The sequence below is a fragment of the Veillonella agrestimuris genome, from assembly GCF_943193065.1.
GTDB lineage: Bacteria > Bacillota > Negativicutes > Veillonellales > Veillonellaceae > Veillonella > Veillonella agrestimuris.
Map to the genome: position 1 here is coordinate 75578 of NZ_CALPCS010000009.1, position 17986 is coordinate 93563.

Below are 17986 nucleotides of genomic sequence, written 5' to 3' on the forward strand. Positions count from 1 at the left end.
CTATGAATGGTGAAGATCTTTTTAAAGGCATAGTCAGTGGAGACAATGATTCCATCATAGCCGATGTGGCTCGTGCTGGCTTAGCTTTCCTCAGTAAAGGTTATGAAAAAGCCGTTACGATGCGGAATAAAAAATACGATAAAGGCGATGGTGTGACTACCGTATCGGTGCCTGTTATCAGTGTGGGCAATATTACGGCTGGTGGTACTGGGAAAACGCCGATGGTTCACTTCATTTGTGACGCGTTGAGTAAAAAAGGATTTCATCCTACTGTGCTTAGCCGTGGCTATAAAGCGAAAGACAATAGTGAAAGTATCATTATTTCCGAACACGGTACACTCTTAGTAGAGCCAGAAGTGAGCGGTGATGAAGCGTGGCTATTAGCAAAAGTATTACCTCAATCGAGTGTCATTATTGGTCGTAAACGGATAGCATCAGCACAGCTAGCCATCGATGAACTAGGAGCAGACTGTTTAGTGATGGATGATGGATTCCAACATCGAGCTTTGCACCGTGATAAAGATATTGTGCTCATTGATGCGTCAAATCCATTTGGTTATGAACACGTATTGCCGAGAGGGCTTTTACGGGAACCATTGGATGGACTGAAACGAGCTAGCTCTATCGTGCTAACGAAGGTAGACCAAGTCGATCCAGGTATGGTAGCGGCTTTGAAACAACGATTAAGTCACATGGTACCTCATATTCCTGTGTATGAAACGACACACAAGCCGCGATCTGTCTATACGTTAGATGAATGGGCCCAAGGAGATGAAGGTCATCAAGTAGGCTTTGGTAAAGAACATACCATTATGGCTGTTAGTGGCATTGGAAACCCTTATTCTTTCACTAAAACATTGGAAGGCTGTGACTACAATGTAGTTCATACGATGGGATTTGGTGATCATCACGACTTCAGCAATGACGATGTTGTGAACATTTGGAAGGAAGCTTTTGCACACAGTGCGACGGCTATTATGATTACCGAAAAAGATGCGGTTAAGCTTAGTCAGTTGCGTACAATTGAAGACTTACAAATACCGATTCTAGTGCTATCTATAGGCATTGAATTTAAGTCGGGAAAACAAGAATTTATAGAAAATTTAGGATTTTAGTGTATAATAAAGAGATACATAGTTAAAAGAAATGAGGTTATATTGTGAAAGTTGGCTGTGTCATTCCTGCCCGTTATGGGTCGACTCGTTTACCGGGAAAGCCATTGGCGGACATTGCAGGAAAAACAATGATTCAACGAGTTTATGAAAGTGTTTCATTAGCCACAATTCCTGCTATCACGATCGTAGCTACTGACGATCAACGAGTCTATGATGCAGTAGAAGCCTTTGGTGGTACTGCGATGATGACAAGTCCGAACCATCCAACGGGAACGGACCGCTTAGCAGAAGTGGCAACTCACTATGATGATATAGACCTCATCATCAATGTTCAAGGTGATGAACCTTTAATTGATGCTGCTTTGATTGATGAATTGGCAGCTTTGTTTGTAGCTGATGACGAGTTACAAATGGCTACAGTAGCTACTCCTTTATGGGAAGAAGAATATGATGAGCCATCGGTTGTTAAAGTCGTTCTCAACAAGCGTCATGATGCTATGTATTTTTCTCGTTCTCTCATTCCTTATCCTCGCAATAGTTTCGTAAATGCCCCATTAAAACATATTGGCATTTACGCCTATAAACGAGACTTCCTTCTGAACTATGCCAATATGGCGCCTACAGGAGCAGAACAAACGGAATCGTTAGAACAACTACGGGCTTTAGAAAATGGACACACCATACGTGTTATTATTACAGATAAACGCTTTGTCGGTGTAGATACACCAGAAGACTTAGCGCGTGTAAATGAAATATTCCGACAAAAGGAGATATAAATGAAATCAGTTCAAATTGGAGACTTAACAGTTGGCGGTGGCAAAGGCTTATTCGTAATGGCTGGCCCATGCGTTATCGAAGATTATGACCGCACACTTGCTATTGGTAGAGAAGCAAAAGCGATTTGTGATCGCTTAGGTGTTCCTTATGTATTCAAAGCTTCTTTCGATAAAGCAAACCGCTCTAGTTTTAATTCTTTCCGTGGTCCTGGTATCGATGAAGGTTTACAAATCTTAGCATCTATTAAAAAAGAATTGAACGTACCTGTAGTGAGTGATATTCACTCTATTGAGCAAATCGAACCAGCTGCAGAAGTATTAGATGTTCTTCAAATCCCTGCTTTTTTATGCCGTCAAACAGACCTTGTATACGGCGCTGCGAAAACAGGTAAATGTGTAAATGTAAAAAAAGGCCAATTTATGGCACCAAAGGACATGGAAAATGTACTTAATAAAATGAAAGAATCGGGCAATGAAAACCTCATGCTTACAGAACGAGGTTTCAGCTTTGGTTATAATAACCTCGTTGTAGATATGCGTTCTTTCCCGATTATGAGAAACTTTGGGTATCCAATCGTATTCGATGCGACTCATAGCGTACAATTACCAGGTGGGGCGGGTACGTCTTCTAGCGGTAATCGCGAATTTGTACCTAACTTAGCTCGCGCTGCTGTAGCTAGTGGTGTGGATGGTCTTTTCTTTGAAGTCCACGACAATCCTGAAGAAGCATTATCAGATGGTCCAAATATGTTGTATTTGAACCAATTTGAATCCTTGTTAACAGAGCTAGTAGCTATTGATAAAATCGTTAAACCATAAGGAGCAATCGTATTGGATATTTTAGAACGGGCAGCACAAGTCCTTCGTATAGAAGCACAGGCTATTGAACACTTAATTACAACTTTAGATGAAAGCTTTGAAAATGCTGTACATATGATTTTAGCCTCCAAAGGTCGCGTTGTATGTACTGGTATGGGCAAATCTGGTCATATTGGGCGTAAAATTGCTGCTACATTAGCCAGTACTGGTACTCCTGCTTTCTTCATGCATCCTGGGGAAGGTGTGCATGGCGATTTAGGGATGATTACAGAAAATGACGTTGTACTTGCCTTTTCTAATAGTGGTGAAACTGGTGAAATCATCAGCATTTTACCGTCCTTACGTCGTATCGGGGCTAAGTTGATTTGCGTTGTGGGCAAGAAGGAATCTACATTGGCGAAAAACTCTGATGTCGTGTTGTTAGCCGAAGTAGAACGAGAAGCGTGCCCGTTGGGGTTAGCACCAACGACGAGTACTACAGTGGCGTTGGCTTTAGGTGATGCATTAGCAGTAAGTCTTTTAGAAATCCGCGATTTCAAGCCAGAAAACTTTGCTGTATTCCATCCAGGTGGATCATTAGGTCGTCGTTTGTTGATGACTGTAGAAAACGTTATGCATGGTCATGATGATAATCCAACAGTACTGAAAGAGGCTACTGTACGGGATGCCTTATTCATTATGACAGAAAAAGGTTTAGGAGCTGCTACTGTAGTAGATAATGAAGGCCGATTAATCGGTCTTGTTACCGATGGCGATGTGCGTCGCGGCTTAGATTCGGGGAGCGACTTCTTAGAACGACCTGTAGAACATATGATGACGAATATGCCGCGAACAATTACGAAAGATAAGTTGGCTGCAGAAGCACTTCATATGATGGAGAAAAACCAACCTCGTCCAATTACAGTTCTTCCTGTTGTTGACGATGAGGGCCGTTCTATCGGCATCGTTCATATTACCGATTTATTGCGCCGAGGCATTGTATAATGGATATTCGTTGGATTGTACTTGATGTAGATGGCGTCTTATCTGATGGGATGCTAGTATATACATCAAATGGAGAAGAAACTAAATCTTTCTCCGTTAAAGACGGGTTAGGCTTAACAGCTGCTAAGAAATGCGGCATTAAACTAGCTATCATTACAGCTCGCGTATCACCGATGGTGGAACGGAGGGCAAAAGAATTAAAATTTGATGCTCTTATTATGGGGCATGCCAATAAAACAGAAGCATTGCGCTCCCTTTGTGAAGAACACAATATTGCTCTACACAATATTGCTTATATGGGGGACGATTTAAATGATTTAGGTCCTTTGTCGATGGTAGGTTTGCCTATGGCACCACAGAATGCTGTATTAGAAGTGAAGCGCATCGCTAAATTTATCGCTACTAATGACGGCGGTCATGGTGCTGTTCGAGAAGGGGTAGAGTTTATTTTGAAACATCAAGGATTATGGGACTCTGTAGTGCAAGACTATATGATGGAGGCTCATAATCACGGACAATAAAGGAGGTGGGCAGAATGAATAATGAATGGCAATACCATTTAGTGAAAGCGATTAGCTGGCTTATCTGTAGATTACCGTATAAGCTCATTTTGCTCATTGGTGCTGGGTTAGGACCTCTCTATGGGGTGATTGCGAAGAAGCAAAAATTACGAGGCATCAAAAATATCAAAATTGGCATGAATATGAATGATCAAGAAGCAGAAGAACTGATTGGCCGTTTGTTTAAAAACTTAGGCCGCAGTGTAATGGAAATTCTCTACATGCCAAATTTAACAAAAGAATTTATCGATAAGCATATTGAAATGCGCGGCGTAGAATATTTGGAAGAGGCCATTAAAGAAGATAAAGGTGTTATCGTTCTTACTGGTCACGTAGGTAACTGGGAATGGATGGGGGCAGCCTTAGCGGCTCATGGTTATCCATCTACGACGATTGTAAAAAAACAACCCAATGCTCAATTCACTCGCTTTATGAATGAATATCGAGAAATGGTTGGTTTAGATGTATTCGCTAGTGGCGGTAATGAAATCGTATCGGCAGCGAAAGCGTTGAAAAAGAAAAAACTTCTTGGTTTCTTAGCAGACCAAGATGGCTATATTCATGGCTTGCCTGTACCGTTCTTAGGACAGCCATCATCTGCAGTAGTAGGTCCTGCTACATTTGCGAAAAAATTTGATTCTCCTGTAGTACCTATCTTTGCATCGCGCAAGCCAGAAGGGGGCCATATCGTTCATATTTTGCCGCCGCTTCATTACCAACATAGCGGTGACGATGATGTAGATATGTACACTTTAACAGAAGAATGTGTGAAAGTAACAGAAGATTTTATTCGTGAACATCCAGATGAGTGGATTTGGTTCCAACATCGTTGGATGACACAAATGAGTCAAATTGTTGATTATGATAAGAAACTAGAAATTCGGGAGCGAGCTCATGAAAAACAATAAAAAATTAATCGCCATTGTGGGCGCCATCGTTCTCATTCTAGTAGGCTTTATCGTCTATTTGTTACAAGACTCGGATGAGGTTACAAATCGTACGAGTTCAGGACAAACGATTAATTTCCAAGGTGCTGAATTGAAAGAGGAAGCAGATGGGAAATTAGTGTGGGCCTTGTCGGCGGAAACGATCAATTATGATCCTCGTACAAAGGCTATTGTACTCACTAATTTAAGGGGCCATTTTTATCAAGACAATGTAACCACAACTATTACAGCACCGCATGCGGTATTGTCCAGTGATAGAAATACCCTCGATGTAGATGGCGGTATTACAGCTACAAATACAGACGAAGACACATTAGTGACAGAAGCCATTCACTTCGATAATAAGACGAAACAATTTACCTCTCAATCTGCTTTCACCTATGAAGGTAAAGACGCTACATTAGTAGGCGATAAACTGGAAGGTAATATGTCTTTGAAAAAAATTAAAGCCATAGGCAATGCTAAGTTAACGAAAAAATAGATGAGGAAATGCGATGAACAAGAAATTACGAATGGGGTCACTTGCGGTGGCTATATTGATGTCAGTATCCGCTACCGTATTGGCTGCCAATAATGATCCACTCACCATCAGTGCTGACACATTAGCTTATGATGGCACTAGTGGTCGCGCTGAGGCTATTGGTAATGTAGTGATTACACAGCTTGACAAAACGATGACAGGCGCTAAAGGCTGGTATAATACAAAAACTCGTGAAGCTCAATTAGAAGGTGGCGTATCCATGATTGGTACAGATATGGCTATGTCTGCATCTACATTACATAGCATTAATGATAACCAATTGAAAGCTACTGGCAATGTACATATGCAACGCGAAGACCGCCAAATTTTTGGTGATACTGTTGAATATAATACAGAGTCTGAATATGGTAAAGTAGTGGGCAATGCAAAACTCATTGCAGAAGGTACTACCTTAACAGGCAATCAAGTAGAAGGTTGGATGAAAGAAATCCGCGCTGTAGCGCAAGGCAATGTAACATTTAGCAATCCTGATCGAAACGTATCTGGTTCTGGCGACCGCGCTACGTATACGCAAACACCTAATCAAAATGATGGTGTCGTATTATTAACTGGTAATGCTCATGCTGTACAAAACGGCAATGTGCTCAACGCGCCAGAATTAAAAATCCATTTAGACGATAATTCTGCAGAAACATTGGGTGGTCGCAGTACGTTAATTATTGTTCCCAATCGATAAGGATTGAATATGTATATAGAAACGAATAATCTAATTAAAACCTTTGATGGACGCAATGTCGTTGACGGGGTGAGCATTCGCGTTGAAAAAGGTCAAGTCGTAGGTTTGCTCGGCCCTAACGGGGCTGGTAAAACAACGTCTTTTTACATGATTGTAGGCATTGAAAAACCCACAACTGGTACAATTACAGTAGGTGGAAAAGATATTACTGGCATACCGATGCATAAGCGTGCTGCTGAAGGCATCGGCTATTTGCCGCAAGAGGCATCTATCTTTCGGTCTATGACAGTAGAAGACAATATTCGCGCCATGTTGCAAACGACAAATAAATCGCAAGAAGAAATTGATACTATCGTAGATTCTCTCATTGCTGAGTTTAATATTAATCATGTTCGCCAGCGGACGGGTATGCAATTGTCCGGCGGTGAACGACGTCGTGTTGAAATTGCTCGTTGCTTAGCGTTAGAACCAAACTTTATTTTGCTGGACGAACCATTTGCTGGTGTAGACCCAATTGCAGTGGCTGACATTCAGCAAATTATTTTACATGTAAAAAATAGAGGCATTGGTATCCTCATTACAGACCATAACGTACGAGAAACATTAGGAATCGTTGATAGAGCGTATATTTTGAGCAGTGGTAAAATTCTATTAGAAGGTACACCAGAAGAAATCGCTAATGATCCAGTGGCACGAGAACATTATTTAGGTGAGAACTTTAAATTGTAGGAGGGACTATGCGCTTATTAGATACGTATATTTTAAAAGCCTTTATAGGTCCTTTCCTATTTGGTGTTTTTGCATTTACTAGTATCTTTGTCGGTACTGGTACATTATTCCGCATCGCACAGTATATTACTGAATACGGTGCACCACTATTAACTGTATTGAAAGCTTTTGTATTAGCTATGCCGAGCATCGTTATTTTGACATTCCCTATGTCTGTATTGCTCGGTTCTTTGATGGCTTTTAGCCGTTTAAGTAGTACTAGTGAAATCGTAGTTATGCGTGCTGGCGGGCTTAGCTTTTTGCGATTGGCTATGCCTGTATATATTTTGGCTCTTATTATTTCCATCGGTGCTGTAGCCTTTAACGAATACGTGGTGCCGCGGACAAATAATATGTACCAAACAATCGTACGCGAAGATATTATGAAGAATTCGACGCCTAGGACACAGGATCACGTAGTGTTGAAGTCGATGAATGGCGATAATCTTGGCACTTTGATGTACGCAAAACACTTTGATAGTGAGAGCAAAGAGCTGCGTATGATTACGGTACAGCAATTCAATGAAAATGGGGAATTGCAACAAGTAGAAAATGCTGACCGTGCTGAATGGAATGGTTCCGTATGGATTATGCATGATGGCATTATTTATGACGTATCTGCTGGCAATGGTGTAGAACGGACAATGCGTTTTACAGAGCAAATTCTGCCAATCAAAATGGAACCGAAAGACATTCAACAAGATCAACGCAAACCAGAAGAATTGACTATTAAAGAGTTACGTCACCGCATTAAAGCATATAAAGCGGCTTATACAGATGCGAGCAAGTTAGAAATGGAAATGTACCAACGCTTTACGATTCCATTGGCAAGCTTTGTATTTGCTCTCGTAGGGGCGCCGTTAGGATTACAAAAACAACGGTCTAGTTCTTCTATCGGTTTTGGCATTAGTATTTTTATTATCTTTATATACTACGGCGTTATGACCTTTGCTGGTGCATTAGGTAAAGGTGGAGCGATTCCAACATTGACAGCCGCTTTAATTCCTGACGTATTAGGCGTCATTGCTGGTTTATATTTGAACTGGCGCGTATCGAGGTAAAGTTCGTTTGAAAGGAGGGGCACCATGCTTGTAGGATTAAAAATTCTTTTTATCATTGCTATCATGGGCGGTCTCATCGCTTACATGGGTGATAAGCTGGGAACAAAAGTCGGCAAAAAGCGGATGTCCCTCTTTGGCTTACGACCGAAGCATACATCCATTATTGTTACTATTGTGACGGGCCTTTTAGTTGCGGCTGCTACGGTTGGGGTTTTGACGTTCACGTCTCAAAGTGTACGGACTGCTTTGTTTGGTATGGATCAATTGCGTGCTGATATGGCGAAACTCACATCGGAAGTAGAAGCTAAAAATAAAGAGCTTTTAGAAGGACAACAGTTATTGGATGCTAATAAACAAGAATTAGCAGAGCGATTAGAAGAGATTGCTACTATCCAACAGGAAGTTGAATTGAGTCGCCAAGAATTAGAAGCAGCTCGTGCCGATCTCTCTGCTACAGAAGCAGAATTAGCAGCTATGGAAGCATCTTATAATGAAGCGGCTCAAAAATTAAAAGACTTAGAAGCCACTCGAAAAACGATGGAAAACCATATTGCAGAGCTGCAAGAAACACAAGAACAATTGCAAAATGGCATTATTCAATTGCGTGAAGGAACGATTTTATTCCAAGTAGATCAATTGTTAGCACAAGCGGTTGTTCGTAATGGGTTAAGTGAAGAAGAGGCTACGGAAGCGGTTAACAATATTATTAATGATACGAACCGATTAGTATTACGCCGTATTGGTGTAACTGATGTGGATCGAAGTGTTATTTATGTGGACCGACAAAATACAGAAGTGACTATTCAGAAAATTGTAGAATCTAAAGACCCTATGGTGTTACAAGTAGTAGCTGCTGGTAATATCATTGCTGGTGAGCCGGCTATCGCAACGATTCAAGTATATCCGCAGCAATTTGTATATAAATCTGGAGAGCTCATTCATTCAGCAGTCATCGACGGTGGTTTCAATGCCCAAGGAACGATGTTAAATTTTTTAAAACAAGTGAATGAACAAGCAAAAGCAAAAGGTATTGTACCAGATTCTTTAACCGGTGATATTGGCACTATTCCGGGAGACGAATTGTTCTCCGCTATGCGTCGAGTAGCGAATATGCAAGGCAAGGTACACGTAGAAGCTTATGCAGAGGGCGATACGTATTCGTCTGGCCCAGTACATATTAAATTGCGTATTACCCAAATGACGGCGTTACATAATGCTATTCTTAATCGCTAAGAAAGGGAGAATGTACGTTATATAGTATGGATATAAGAATTATAAGATATCGATAAACATTCAAGTTATCATAAAATAATCTATAAAGGATAGCCTATGTATGAAATTCAATACATAGGCTATTTATTTTGTGGTAAAATATACATATTGTGATAAGTAAGGGGATGTGACTATGAATAGAGATTATATATTAGCCATCGATCCAGGTAATGAAAAGACAGGGTTAGCTGTGCTTTCACATGAAGGAGAATTGATGTGCCGTACCATTGTAGAAACAAAAGAGCTTATACCGCATATAGAGAGGATCATTACCGATTATTTTGGTATAACCCATATAGTTTGTGGTAATGGAACCAACCATAAGCGATTATATCCCATGATTCAACAAGTAGGGCGCAATCACCGCATTACGACGAGTCTCATTGATGAATCTCATAGTACAGAGGAAGCGCGGAAATTATATTGGCAGTATAATCCGCCTACAGGATGGCGTAAACTCGTGCCGAAAGGGATGCAATTTCCTCCAGAACCGATTGATGATTTAACGGCTTATGTTATCGGTATGCGTTATACGAAACAATTGCAACACGTGGCGGATCAAGTGGAAGACGTAGTAAACGATAGCGATATAGAAGCGAAGAGAAGAGAAGCGATTCAACGTTTATATAATGAAGGAGAAACGAATGACTAGTATGAAAAAAACGTCCTGGTCTAATTTGTTAAAGCGCGCTTTTTTTATGATTATTGGCGCTTTGATTTACACAGTAGGCCTTGATTTATTTTTAGTACCTAATAGCATCATTGACGGTGGTGTAGTAGGTATTTCTCTAATGGCAGCAGAACTGACAGGGATTTCCTTTAGTATTTTTGTTGTTCTCTTGAACTTACCTTTTTTGTATATCGGTTTGAAAGTAAACGGCAAAGATTTTACTATATCAACGCTTTTCTCTATTGTGTGGATGGCTATTTTTTCTAGTTTGGCACACTATTTTGAGCCCGTTACGACGAATCCATTTTTAGGGGCTATTTTCGGGGGGATTATCTTAGGTATTGGGGTAGGCCTCATTATTCGTAATGGCGGTTGTTTAGACGGCTCTGAAATCGTAGCGATTATTTTTGATAAACGAACTACTTTCTCTGTAGGGGAAATCGTTATGGCTATGAACCTTGTTATCCTTGGGGCAGCGGGATTTGTGTATACTTGGGATAGCGCTATGTACTCTTTGGTGGCCTATTTCATTGCTTATAAAATGATTGACATAACTATTACTGGCTTAGAGGAATCAAAAGGGGTAGCCATCATCACTGATGCGGCAAACTCTGAAAAAATTGCCGATGCTCTTAATGCGGAACTTAACCGAGGCGTTACTATATTATATGGTGAAGGAGGCTATTTAAAGCAACCGAAGCATATGCTGTATTCAGTAGTGACGAGACTGGAAATAACTCGCTTAAAAAACACTGTTTATGAAGTTGATCCGACAGCTTTCATAACAATACAAGACGTACATGACGTATTTGGCGGTCGATTTGATAAGGGAGGCCATTAATGAATAATAAATTTCTCAAAGAAGTGCTAGATTGGGTTTATGCCATTGCCTTGGCCTTAGTCATTGCTACGGTTATCCATATTTTCTTGGTACAACCAACGCGCGTATCTGGTGAATCTATGGACGATACCCTTCATAATGGACAATATTTAATCGTTACCAAATGGGAACATGTGTTACGAGATATGCCAGATTATGGGCAAATTGTCATTATCGATAGTCGTGTTAACCGTCCCCGCACTTGGATGGATGATGTGAAAGAACCACTTATGAATTATATTGCTGTATTTAATAAAGATGCGGCTAGCAACGATGTGTGGGTAAAACGAGTAATCGGTAAACCAGGTGATACATTAGAATTTAAAGATGGTCACGTATGGCGTAATGGTGTTGAATTGCAAGAACCATATACGAAAGAACATTATATGAATTTTAGCCGCAGTACACCTGTGGTTGTTCCAGAAGGTCATGTCTTCGTTATGGGGGATAATCGGAACCATTCTAGCGACAGTCGATTTATTGGTCCCGTGCCTATCGACCATGTATTGGGATTCGTGAAATACGCTATTTAAGAGATTATATAGTATATATAAATATCAAAAAAGCTGTCACAGCATGAGTTACCACATGCTGTGGCAGCTTTTTTTGTGACATAGTTTCAAATAGAATTAGAAATAAATTTATTTTATGATAAAAGAGAAAACCATCTATTTGAAGTTATGACATAATTAGTATAACATATAGGTATACTAATTATTCGAAATAATAATGAGTATGCTATGGGATAAATATATCACAAGTGCTTATGTTAAAAAGAAAGAGGAACGTATATGGTAACACTATTACATGATGGCGTATTTCTTCGTAATGGCTCTGAGTTAATTGAAGCCAATTCTCCAGTGGTTCGAGATTTACAATTGGACAAAGAGAGTGCTGAAAAAGAGACAATTGCTTATGGCATTTTAGCATCTCACCAACAAGCGGAAGGGATGGAGAATTTAAAAATTAAATTCGATGCCTTAACGTCTCATGATATTACCTATGTAGGGATTATCCAAACTGCGATTGCTAGTGGTTTAGATCATTTCCCCGTACCATATATTTTAACGAACTGCCATAATAGTTTGGCTGCTGTTGGTGGCACCATTAATGAAGATGACCACGTATTTGGTTTATCTGCGGTAAAACGCTTTGGTGGCACTTATGTACCGCCTCATATGGCTGTTATTCACCAATATATGCGTGAAATGGTAGCTGGTGGCGGTAAAATGATTCTAGGATCTGACAGTCATACTCGTTATGGTGCATTTGGTACCATCGCCATTGGCGAAGGTGGGCCTGAGTTGGTAAAACAATTGTTGAGCCGCACGTATGATATTAAACGCCCTGGTGTTATTGCTATTTATTTGAAAGGCAAACCGAAACACGGTATTGGTCCACAAGACGTAGCACTAGCTATTGAAAAGGCAGTATTTAAAAATGGTTTTGTAAAAAACAAAATTATGGAATTTGTTGGCCCTGGCGTGAGTGAATTATCCGTAGACTTCCGTAATGGCATTGATGTGATGAGTACAGAAACGACTTGCTTATCTACTGTATGGCGAACGGATGATAAAGTGCGCGATTTCTTAGCCTTACATGGTCGTCTAGGCGATTTTAAAGCCATGAACCCAGGAGATGTAGCGTATTACGATGGTGCTGTCGTTGTAGATTTGGACAAAATTGAATCGATGATTGCTATGCCATTCCATCCAAGTAATGTGTATACCATTAAAGAACTTAACGAAGGCGGCTTAGACTTGTTGAAACACATTGAAGAACAAGCGGTAGAGCAATTAGATAATAAATCTCTGTCCTTAGGCCTCGTTGACAAATATAAAGATGGAAAACTACATTGCGATCAAGGTATTATCGTAGGCTGCTCCGGTGGTTTATATGAAAATATCGTCGCTGCTGCTAATATCGTAGCTGGTAAAAGTGTCGGCAATGGTCGATTTGCTTTCAGCGTATATCCGTCGAGCCAACCAATCTATTTAGAATTGATGAAAAATGGTGCCCTTGTCGATTTAGTAGAAGCAGGTGCCATCGTTAGAACTGCTTTCTGTGGACCTTGTTTTGGCGCTGGTGATACGCCAAATAACGAAGGATTCAGTGTTCGCCATGCAACGCGTAACTTCCCGAATCGAGAAGGCTCCAAACCAGGCAATGGACAAATTTCTTCTGTTGGCTTAATGGATGCTCGTTCTGTAGCCGCTACAGCCATCTATGGTGGTGCGTTAACGCCAGCTACAGAGGTAGATTATAACGATACTATCAAACCATACCATTTCGATGCGAAACCGTATGAAAGCAAAGTATACAATGGCTTTGGTGAGGCTAACAAAGAAGAGGAGCTAGTGTATGCTCCATCTATTAAACCGTGGCCAACGATTGAACCATTGCAAGATAATTTGATTCTAAAAGTAGCTGCTTATATTGACGACCCTGTAACGACGACAGACGAATTGATTCCATCTGGCGAAACTTCGTCGTATCGTTCTGACCCATATGCGTTATCTGAATTTACCCTTAGCCGTAAGGTCCCTGAATATGTAGGTCGTGCAAAAGCGATTCGCTCTATGGAAAAAGCACGTCAAGAAAAACAATACAGCAATATCCAAACTGTGTATGATATCATCAGCAAAGCTATGAATCTTTCCGATTCTGTTGAAGATTTCTGGACACATACTTCCCTTGGTAGTGTAATCTATGCTAATAAACCAGGTGATGGATCGGCTCGTGAACAAGCTGCATCGTGCCAACGCGTTCTTGGCGGCGCTGCTAATATTGCTTTGGAATATGCTACGAAACGTTATCGCAGCAATGTGATGAATTGGGGGATGTTGCCGTTCTTAATCGATGAAGACCAATCCCATTCTATGGCCGTAGGCGACTACATTTGGATTCCTAATGTAAAATCTATATTAAATGGTGAAAGCGATCACTATACAGCCTATGTCATTAGTGATAATGGAAATGTAACAGAAATTACACTTCGTTTAGGCGATATAGAACAAGAAGAAAAAGCCATCATTGATGCAGGATGTTTGATTAATCATTATGCGAATAGTTAAGAGATAGATTTATAATTAAATAGTAAACTTAAACTGACCTCCTAGTATTAGATTTGTAAAATCTAATACTAGGAGGTCGGTTTTATTTTAATACCAGTAATAAAGAAGTATAACTTATTAGTATCTTATTAAAAATAAGGTTAATAAATCAATGAAATGAAAAAATATATTAAATTAACACTGAATTAAATTAAGAAAAATGAAATTTTATAAAATTAAATTTTTAAGAATTATAGATAAAACCTGATTTTTTGATGACAAAATTCTTCATGAAGGAAATTTCATAATATTAAATTGTGTAAAATGCTTTACAAAGTTTTTGACCAGTTGTATAGTGTAATCACAGCAAGGCACAACATCAACGTTGTGGTTCTTATAAGTGATTTTGACTATATAACTACAGAAGAGGAAACGTGGATACTCTACTAGAACGTTATGTACATCATAGTCCTTAGGGAGTCTCAATAGATGGTAGGCCTTCTGCATATATAGATAAACATATCTTTTAAAGAAAGAAGGAAACTATGATGAAACAAAACATGATTAAAAAACAATTGGCTGCTGTATTTGCAGCAACTGCAGTATTGGGTGTAACTACAGCTTATGCTGCTAATCCATTCTCCGATGTAACGCCAGATAGCTGGGCATACCAATCTGTATCTCAATTAGCAGCGGCAGGTATTATTAATGGTTACCCAGATGGTACTTTCAAAGGTCAAAACGATATTACTCGTTACGAAATGGCTCAAATGGTAGCAAAGGCGATGGCTAACCAAGATCGGGCAAATGCAGAACAACAAGCGATGATTAACCGTTTGGCTGATGAATTCTCTAATGAATTAAACAGCTTAGGTGTGCGTGTATCTGCCTTAGAAGATCGGGTAGGTAATGTGAAAGTAACGGGCGATATGCGTTTACGTTACCAAGGTTCAGAGGATAAAGGTGTGTATAAAGCTGATAGCAAATCCTTATTCGATGGCCGTGCACGTGTTCAATTTAATGCCAATGTAAATGATAAAACGGAAGCAGTAGTACGTGTAAAAGGTAACTACGAATTTGGTGAGGGCTCGAACAACAGCGGTACGGCAACTATTGATCGTGCCTATGTAAATCACAAATTCGGTGATAACGTATCTGCTAAAGCAGGACGATTCAACCAAGTTATCGGTGGCGGTTTGATGTATGATGATTCTTTTGATGGTGCTCAATTAAACATTGGCAATGATAAAGTACAATTACAAGGTGCTTATGGTTACATGTTAGATGGCGCAGCTGATCAAAATCAAACATCTGATAACCCATCTATGTCCTATGTAGGTTTGAAAGGTAAAATTGGTCAAGAATCTTCTCTTGGTGGGTTCTATGCGAGAATGTCCAGCGGTGATTTGAACCATAATGGCGTAATCCAAACAAACGATAGCCAAAATGTATATGGTTTCAATGCAGACTTTAAAAAAGATAAAGTTTGGGTTGGCGGCGAATGGTTGAAAGCTTCTAATGTATCTGACTCTGCAGCATGGACCGCAGGTATTGGTTACGGTAACTACGATATCTCTAAAAAAGGTACTTGGGATATTAAAGGCCAATACTTTAATCAAAAAGCAAATGCTCCAATCGTAAGTTCCACTTGGGATCAAGCGTATGACTTGACGAATACATCCAATGGTTACAAAGGATATATGGCAAGCATTGATTATGCATTACAAGACAATGTCGGCTTAAGTGCTGGTTATGGTTTCAACTCTAAAGATCAAAGCGGCAATGACTTGAGCGATTTCTACAGAGCTGAATTAAATTATAAATTCTAATTTGTCTAGGATGATGGATATATACTAGATATAGTAGATAACCACAAAAACTAGTCAGTAAAATCTAATCATTATATATACTACATATAGTATATATACTATTAATCTACCTATACACCACTATGAAAATTCTATTAAATAAATCTATTAAAGTATTATATATATAATAGTATATATATAGGAGGCCTCATTGAAGGCCTCCTTTTTAGTATTTACATGAAGAAAAGGAGATACTGTGCATATAACTTTATCTAAAATAAAATAAATAGAATTATCATTAATTAGAAAAACTTAATAGTAGATGTGAGAATAAATATCAATATAAAAAAACTGTAAGAAATTTGTATAAATTTTAAAAATTTATTAACCTTGATTGAGTTAGATTCTATGCGGCTAACCATGATTTTTTGAAATTTAATTTTTATAAATGAGAATGTAAATGAGAAAAAAGGGTTTACATCAAAAATCCTTCGTGCTAATATCAGGGCACAAGTGAGGACAAAACAGCACATCGACATTTTTGAACTAGATTCATGGCGAGGAAACGTGGACACTCCCAAAGAGAATTCGAACTTCTGAAATGGAGATGAATTGTTAAGTCTATATCTTGTAACAATTTTTATTCTCGTTTATTTCAGAAAGAAGGAATTCAACTATGAAAAAACAATTCGCAGCAATTTTTGCAGCAACAGCAGTATTGGGTGTAACTACTGCATTCGCAGCTAACCCATTCTCCGATGTAACTCCAGATAGCTGGGCATACCAAGCAGTTTCCCAATTGGCAGCAGCTGGTATCGTTAACGGTTATCCAGATGGCACTTTCAAAGGCCAAAACGACATCACTCGTTACGAAATGGCTCAAATGGTAGCTAAAGCTATGGCTAACCAAGACCGCGCTAACGCTGAGCAACAAGCTATGATCAACCGCTTGGCTGACGAGTTCTCCAACGAATTGAACAACTTGGGCGTTCGTGTAGCAGCTTTGGAAGACCGCGTTGGTAATGTTAAAGTAACAGGCGATATGCGTTTACGTTACCGTGGCAACGAAGATGCAGTATTCACTGATGCTAACGGCAATACTCACAAATCTAAATTCGACGCTCGTGCTCGTGTACAATTCAACGCACGTGTAAACGATAAAACTGAAGCAGTAGTTCGTTTGAACTCTGATAACTTCGAATTCGGTGAAGGTGCTGGAAATGCTCAAGGTAAAGCTTACATCGATCGTGCATATGTAAAACATAACTTCGGTGAGCGTGTATCTGCTGTAGCAGGTCGTTTCGGTCATGTATTCGGTAACGGCTTAATGTTCGATGGTACTTTCGACGGTGCTGCTGTAGTAGCTGGCAACGACAAAGTAACATTCACTGCAGGTCATGGTTACATGGTATCTGGCGAGCTTGATAACATCACTCGTGCTGATAATGTAGGTGCTACATACTTAGGCTTAAAAGGCAAAATCGCTGATAAAGTTGAATTAGGCGGTTTCTATGGTCGTGTAAACTCTGGCTTACGTACTGTTGGTGCTACAGAAGATTACAAAAATCTTTATGGTTTCCATGCTGACACTAACTTCGACAAAGTTTGGGTTGGTGGCGAATGGTTAAAAGACTCCCATGTAGAAGATTCTTCCGCTTGGGTTGCTGGTCTTGGCTTCGGTAACTACGACATCCGTAAATCTGGTACTTGGGGCGTGAAAGGTCAATACTTCGATCAAGACGTAAATGCACCTATCATTGATTCCACTTGGAACCAATTCTACACTCAAGATGCTAAAGGTTGGATGGCAACTGTTGATTATGCATTACAAAACAACGTTGGCTTGTCCGCTTACTATGGCTTCTCTTGGGAAGACCAAGCAGGTAACGACCTTGGCGACTTCTACCGTGCAGAACTTAACTACAAATTCTAATTTGATAGTTAACTATATGAAAGAGACTCCTTCGGGAGTCTCTTTTTTGGCTCTCTGTCAAATGTTGGGGTGCTTATCCCTAATCATTTGTTTGGCACCAATCACTTATGTGGTTGGTGCCAT

At 39.8% G+C, this 17986-nt stretch carries 17 protein-coding genes; all 17 read left to right on the forward strand.

Going from position 1 to position 17986, the window contains the following annotated elements; all coding sequences use genetic code 11:
* Window positions 1-2: 2 nt before the first annotated feature.
* The 17 genes from lpxK (at window position 3) to NFR29_RS05650 (ending at window position 17863) form a co-directional block, all read left to right on the forward strand.
* Complete coding sequence (gene lpxK / locus NFR29_RS05570; RefSeq protein WP_251424362.1) at window positions 3-1115, forward strand: tetraacyldisaccharide 4'-kinase; 1113 nt, start codon at window positions 3-5, stop codon at window positions 1113-1115.
* A gap of 44 nt (window positions 1116-1159) precedes the next feature.
* Complete coding sequence (gene kdsB / locus NFR29_RS05575) at window positions 1160-1891, forward strand: 3-deoxy-manno-octulosonate cytidylyltransferase (protein WP_251424364.1); 732 nt, start codon at window positions 1160-1162, stop codon at window positions 1889-1891.
* A complete protein-coding gene (gene kdsA, locus NFR29_RS05580; protein ID WP_251424366.1) occupies window positions 1892-2710 on the forward strand; it encodes a 3-deoxy-8-phosphooctulonate synthase in 819 nt (272 codons plus the stop codon). It begins immediately after the preceding gene.
* A gap of 12 nt (window positions 2711-2722) precedes the next feature.
* The gene (locus tag NFR29_RS05585) at window positions 2723-3694 is read left to right on the forward strand and encodes a KpsF/GutQ family sugar-phosphate isomerase (RefSeq protein ID WP_251424368.1); all 972 of its coding nucleotides are present in this window, start codon (window positions 2723-2725) and stop codon (window positions 3692-3694) included.
* The gene (locus tag NFR29_RS05590) at window positions 3694-4215 is read left to right on the forward strand and encodes a KdsC family phosphatase (RefSeq protein ID WP_251424370.1); all 522 of its coding nucleotides are present in this window, start codon (window positions 3694-3696) and stop codon (window positions 4213-4215) included. Before NFR29_RS05585 ends, NFR29_RS05590 begins: the two co-directional genes overlap by 1 nt.
* Window positions 4216-4229: 14 nt before the next feature.
* Window positions 4230-5162, forward strand: coding sequence for a lysophospholipid acyltransferase family protein (locus tag NFR29_RS05595; RefSeq protein WP_251424372.1), 933 nt, complete (start codon window positions 4230-4232; stop codon window positions 5160-5162).
* Window positions 5149-5682 carry an LPS export ABC transporter periplasmic protein LptC gene (gene lptC, locus NFR29_RS05600; RefSeq protein WP_251424374.1) on the forward strand — a complete coding sequence of 178 codons (534 nt, stop codon included), beginning with the start codon at window positions 5149-5151 and terminating at the stop codon, window positions 5680-5682. Before NFR29_RS05595 ends, lptC begins: the two co-directional genes overlap by 14 nt.
* 13 nt (window positions 5683-5695) lie before the next feature.
* Window positions 5696-6418 carry an LptA/OstA family protein gene (locus tag NFR29_RS05605; protein WP_251424375.1) on the forward strand — a complete coding sequence of 241 codons (723 nt, stop codon included), beginning with the start codon at window positions 5696-5698 and terminating at the stop codon, window positions 6416-6418.
* A 9-nt stretch (window positions 6419-6427) separates the two neighbouring features.
* Window positions 6428-7147: an LPS export ABC transporter ATP-binding protein gene (gene lptB, locus NFR29_RS05610; RefSeq protein WP_251424377.1), complete on the forward strand. Its 720-nt coding sequence runs from the start codon at window positions 6428-6430 to the stop codon at window positions 7145-7147.
* 8 nt (window positions 7148-7155) lie between these two features.
* A complete protein-coding gene (locus tag NFR29_RS05615) occupies window positions 7156-8247 on the forward strand; it encodes an LptF/LptG family permease (RefSeq protein WP_251424379.1) in 1092 nt (363 codons plus the stop codon).
* 24 nt (window positions 8248-8271) lie between these two features.
* Window positions 8272-9480: a DUF3084 domain-containing protein gene (locus NFR29_RS05620; protein ID WP_251424381.1), complete on the forward strand. Its 1209-nt coding sequence runs from the start codon at window positions 8272-8274 to the stop codon at window positions 9478-9480.
* 172 nt (window positions 9481-9652) lie between these two features.
* The gene (locus tag NFR29_RS05625; RefSeq protein ID WP_251424383.1) at window positions 9653-10171 is read left to right on the forward strand and encodes a RuvC family protein; all 519 of its coding nucleotides are present in this window, start codon (window positions 9653-9655) and stop codon (window positions 10169-10171) included.
* Entirely contained in the window at window positions 10164-11030 is an 867-nt protein-coding gene (locus NFR29_RS05630; RefSeq protein WP_251424385.1) for a YitT family protein, read from the forward strand. Before NFR29_RS05625 ends, NFR29_RS05630 begins: the two co-directional genes overlap by 8 nt.
* Complete coding sequence (gene lepB / locus NFR29_RS05635; protein WP_251424387.1) at window positions 11030-11602, forward strand: signal peptidase I; 573 nt, start codon at window positions 11030-11032, stop codon at window positions 11600-11602. Before NFR29_RS05630 ends, lepB begins: the two co-directional genes overlap by 1 nt.
* 258 nt (window positions 11603-11860) lie before the next feature.
* Window positions 11861-14143 (forward strand): hydratase, encoded by a 2283-nt coding sequence (locus tag NFR29_RS05640; RefSeq protein WP_251424389.1) that lies wholly within the window; start codon window positions 11861-11863, stop codon window positions 14141-14143.
* Between the two features lie 542 nt (window positions 14144-14685).
* Window positions 14686-15951, forward strand: a complete 1266-nt coding sequence (locus NFR29_RS05645) for an S-layer homology domain-containing protein (RefSeq protein ID WP_251424396.1) — start codon at window positions 14686-14688, stop codon at window positions 15949-15951.
* 655 nt (window positions 15952-16606) lie between these two features.
* A complete protein-coding gene (locus tag NFR29_RS05650) occupies window positions 16607-17863 on the forward strand; it encodes an S-layer homology domain-containing protein (protein WP_251424391.1) in 1257 nt (418 codons plus the stop codon).
* Window positions 17864-17986 lie beyond the last annotated feature (123 nt).

Coding starts and splice junctions, on each gene's coding strand:
- NFR29_RS05620 (WP_251424381.1), top strand. CDS start 8,272: ATGCTTGTAGGATTAAAAATTCTTTTTATCATTGCTATCATGGGCGGT.
- NFR29_RS05605 (WP_251424375.1), top strand. CDS start 5,696: ATGAACAAGAAATTACGAATGGGGTCACTTGCGGTGGCTATATTGATG.
- NFR29_RS05640 (WP_251424389.1), top strand. CDS start 11,861: ATGGTAACACTATTACATGATGGCGTATTTCTTCGTAATGGCTCTGAG.
- NFR29_RS05625 (WP_251424383.1), top strand. CDS start 9,653: ATGAATAGAGATTATATATTAGCCATCGATCCAGGTAATGAAAAGACA.
- NFR29_RS05650 (WP_251424391.1), top strand. CDS start 16,607: ATGAAAAAACAATTCGCAGCAATTTTTGCAGCAACAGCAGTATTGGGT.
- NFR29_RS05590 (WP_251424370.1), top strand. CDS start 3,694: ATGGATATTCGTTGGATTGTACTTGATGTAGATGGCGTCTTATCTGAT.
- NFR29_RS05630 (WP_251424385.1), top strand. CDS start 10,164: ATGACTAGTATGAAAAAAACGTCCTGGTCTAATTTGTTAAAGCGCGCT.
- lptB (WP_251424377.1), top strand. CDS start 6,428: ATGTATATAGAAACGAATAATCTAATTAAAACCTTTGATGGACGCAAT.
- lpxK (WP_251424362.1), top strand. CDS start 3: ATGAATGGTGAAGATCTTTTTAAAGGCATAGTCAGTGGAGACAATGAT.
- kdsA (WP_251424366.1), top strand. CDS start 1,892: ATGAAATCAGTTCAAATTGGAGACTTAACAGTTGGCGGTGGCAAAGGC.
- NFR29_RS05615 (WP_251424379.1), top strand. CDS start 7,156: ATGCGCTTATTAGATACGTATATTTTAAAAGCCTTTATAGGTCCTTTC.
- NFR29_RS05595 (WP_251424372.1), top strand. CDS start 4,230: ATGAATAATGAATGGCAATACCATTTAGTGAAAGCGATTAGCTGGCTT.
- lepB (WP_251424387.1), top strand. CDS start 11,030: ATGAATAATAAATTTCTCAAAGAAGTGCTAGATTGGGTTTATGCCATT.
- lptC (WP_251424374.1), top strand. CDS start 5,149: ATGAAAAACAATAAAAAATTAATCGCCATTGTGGGCGCCATCGTTCTC.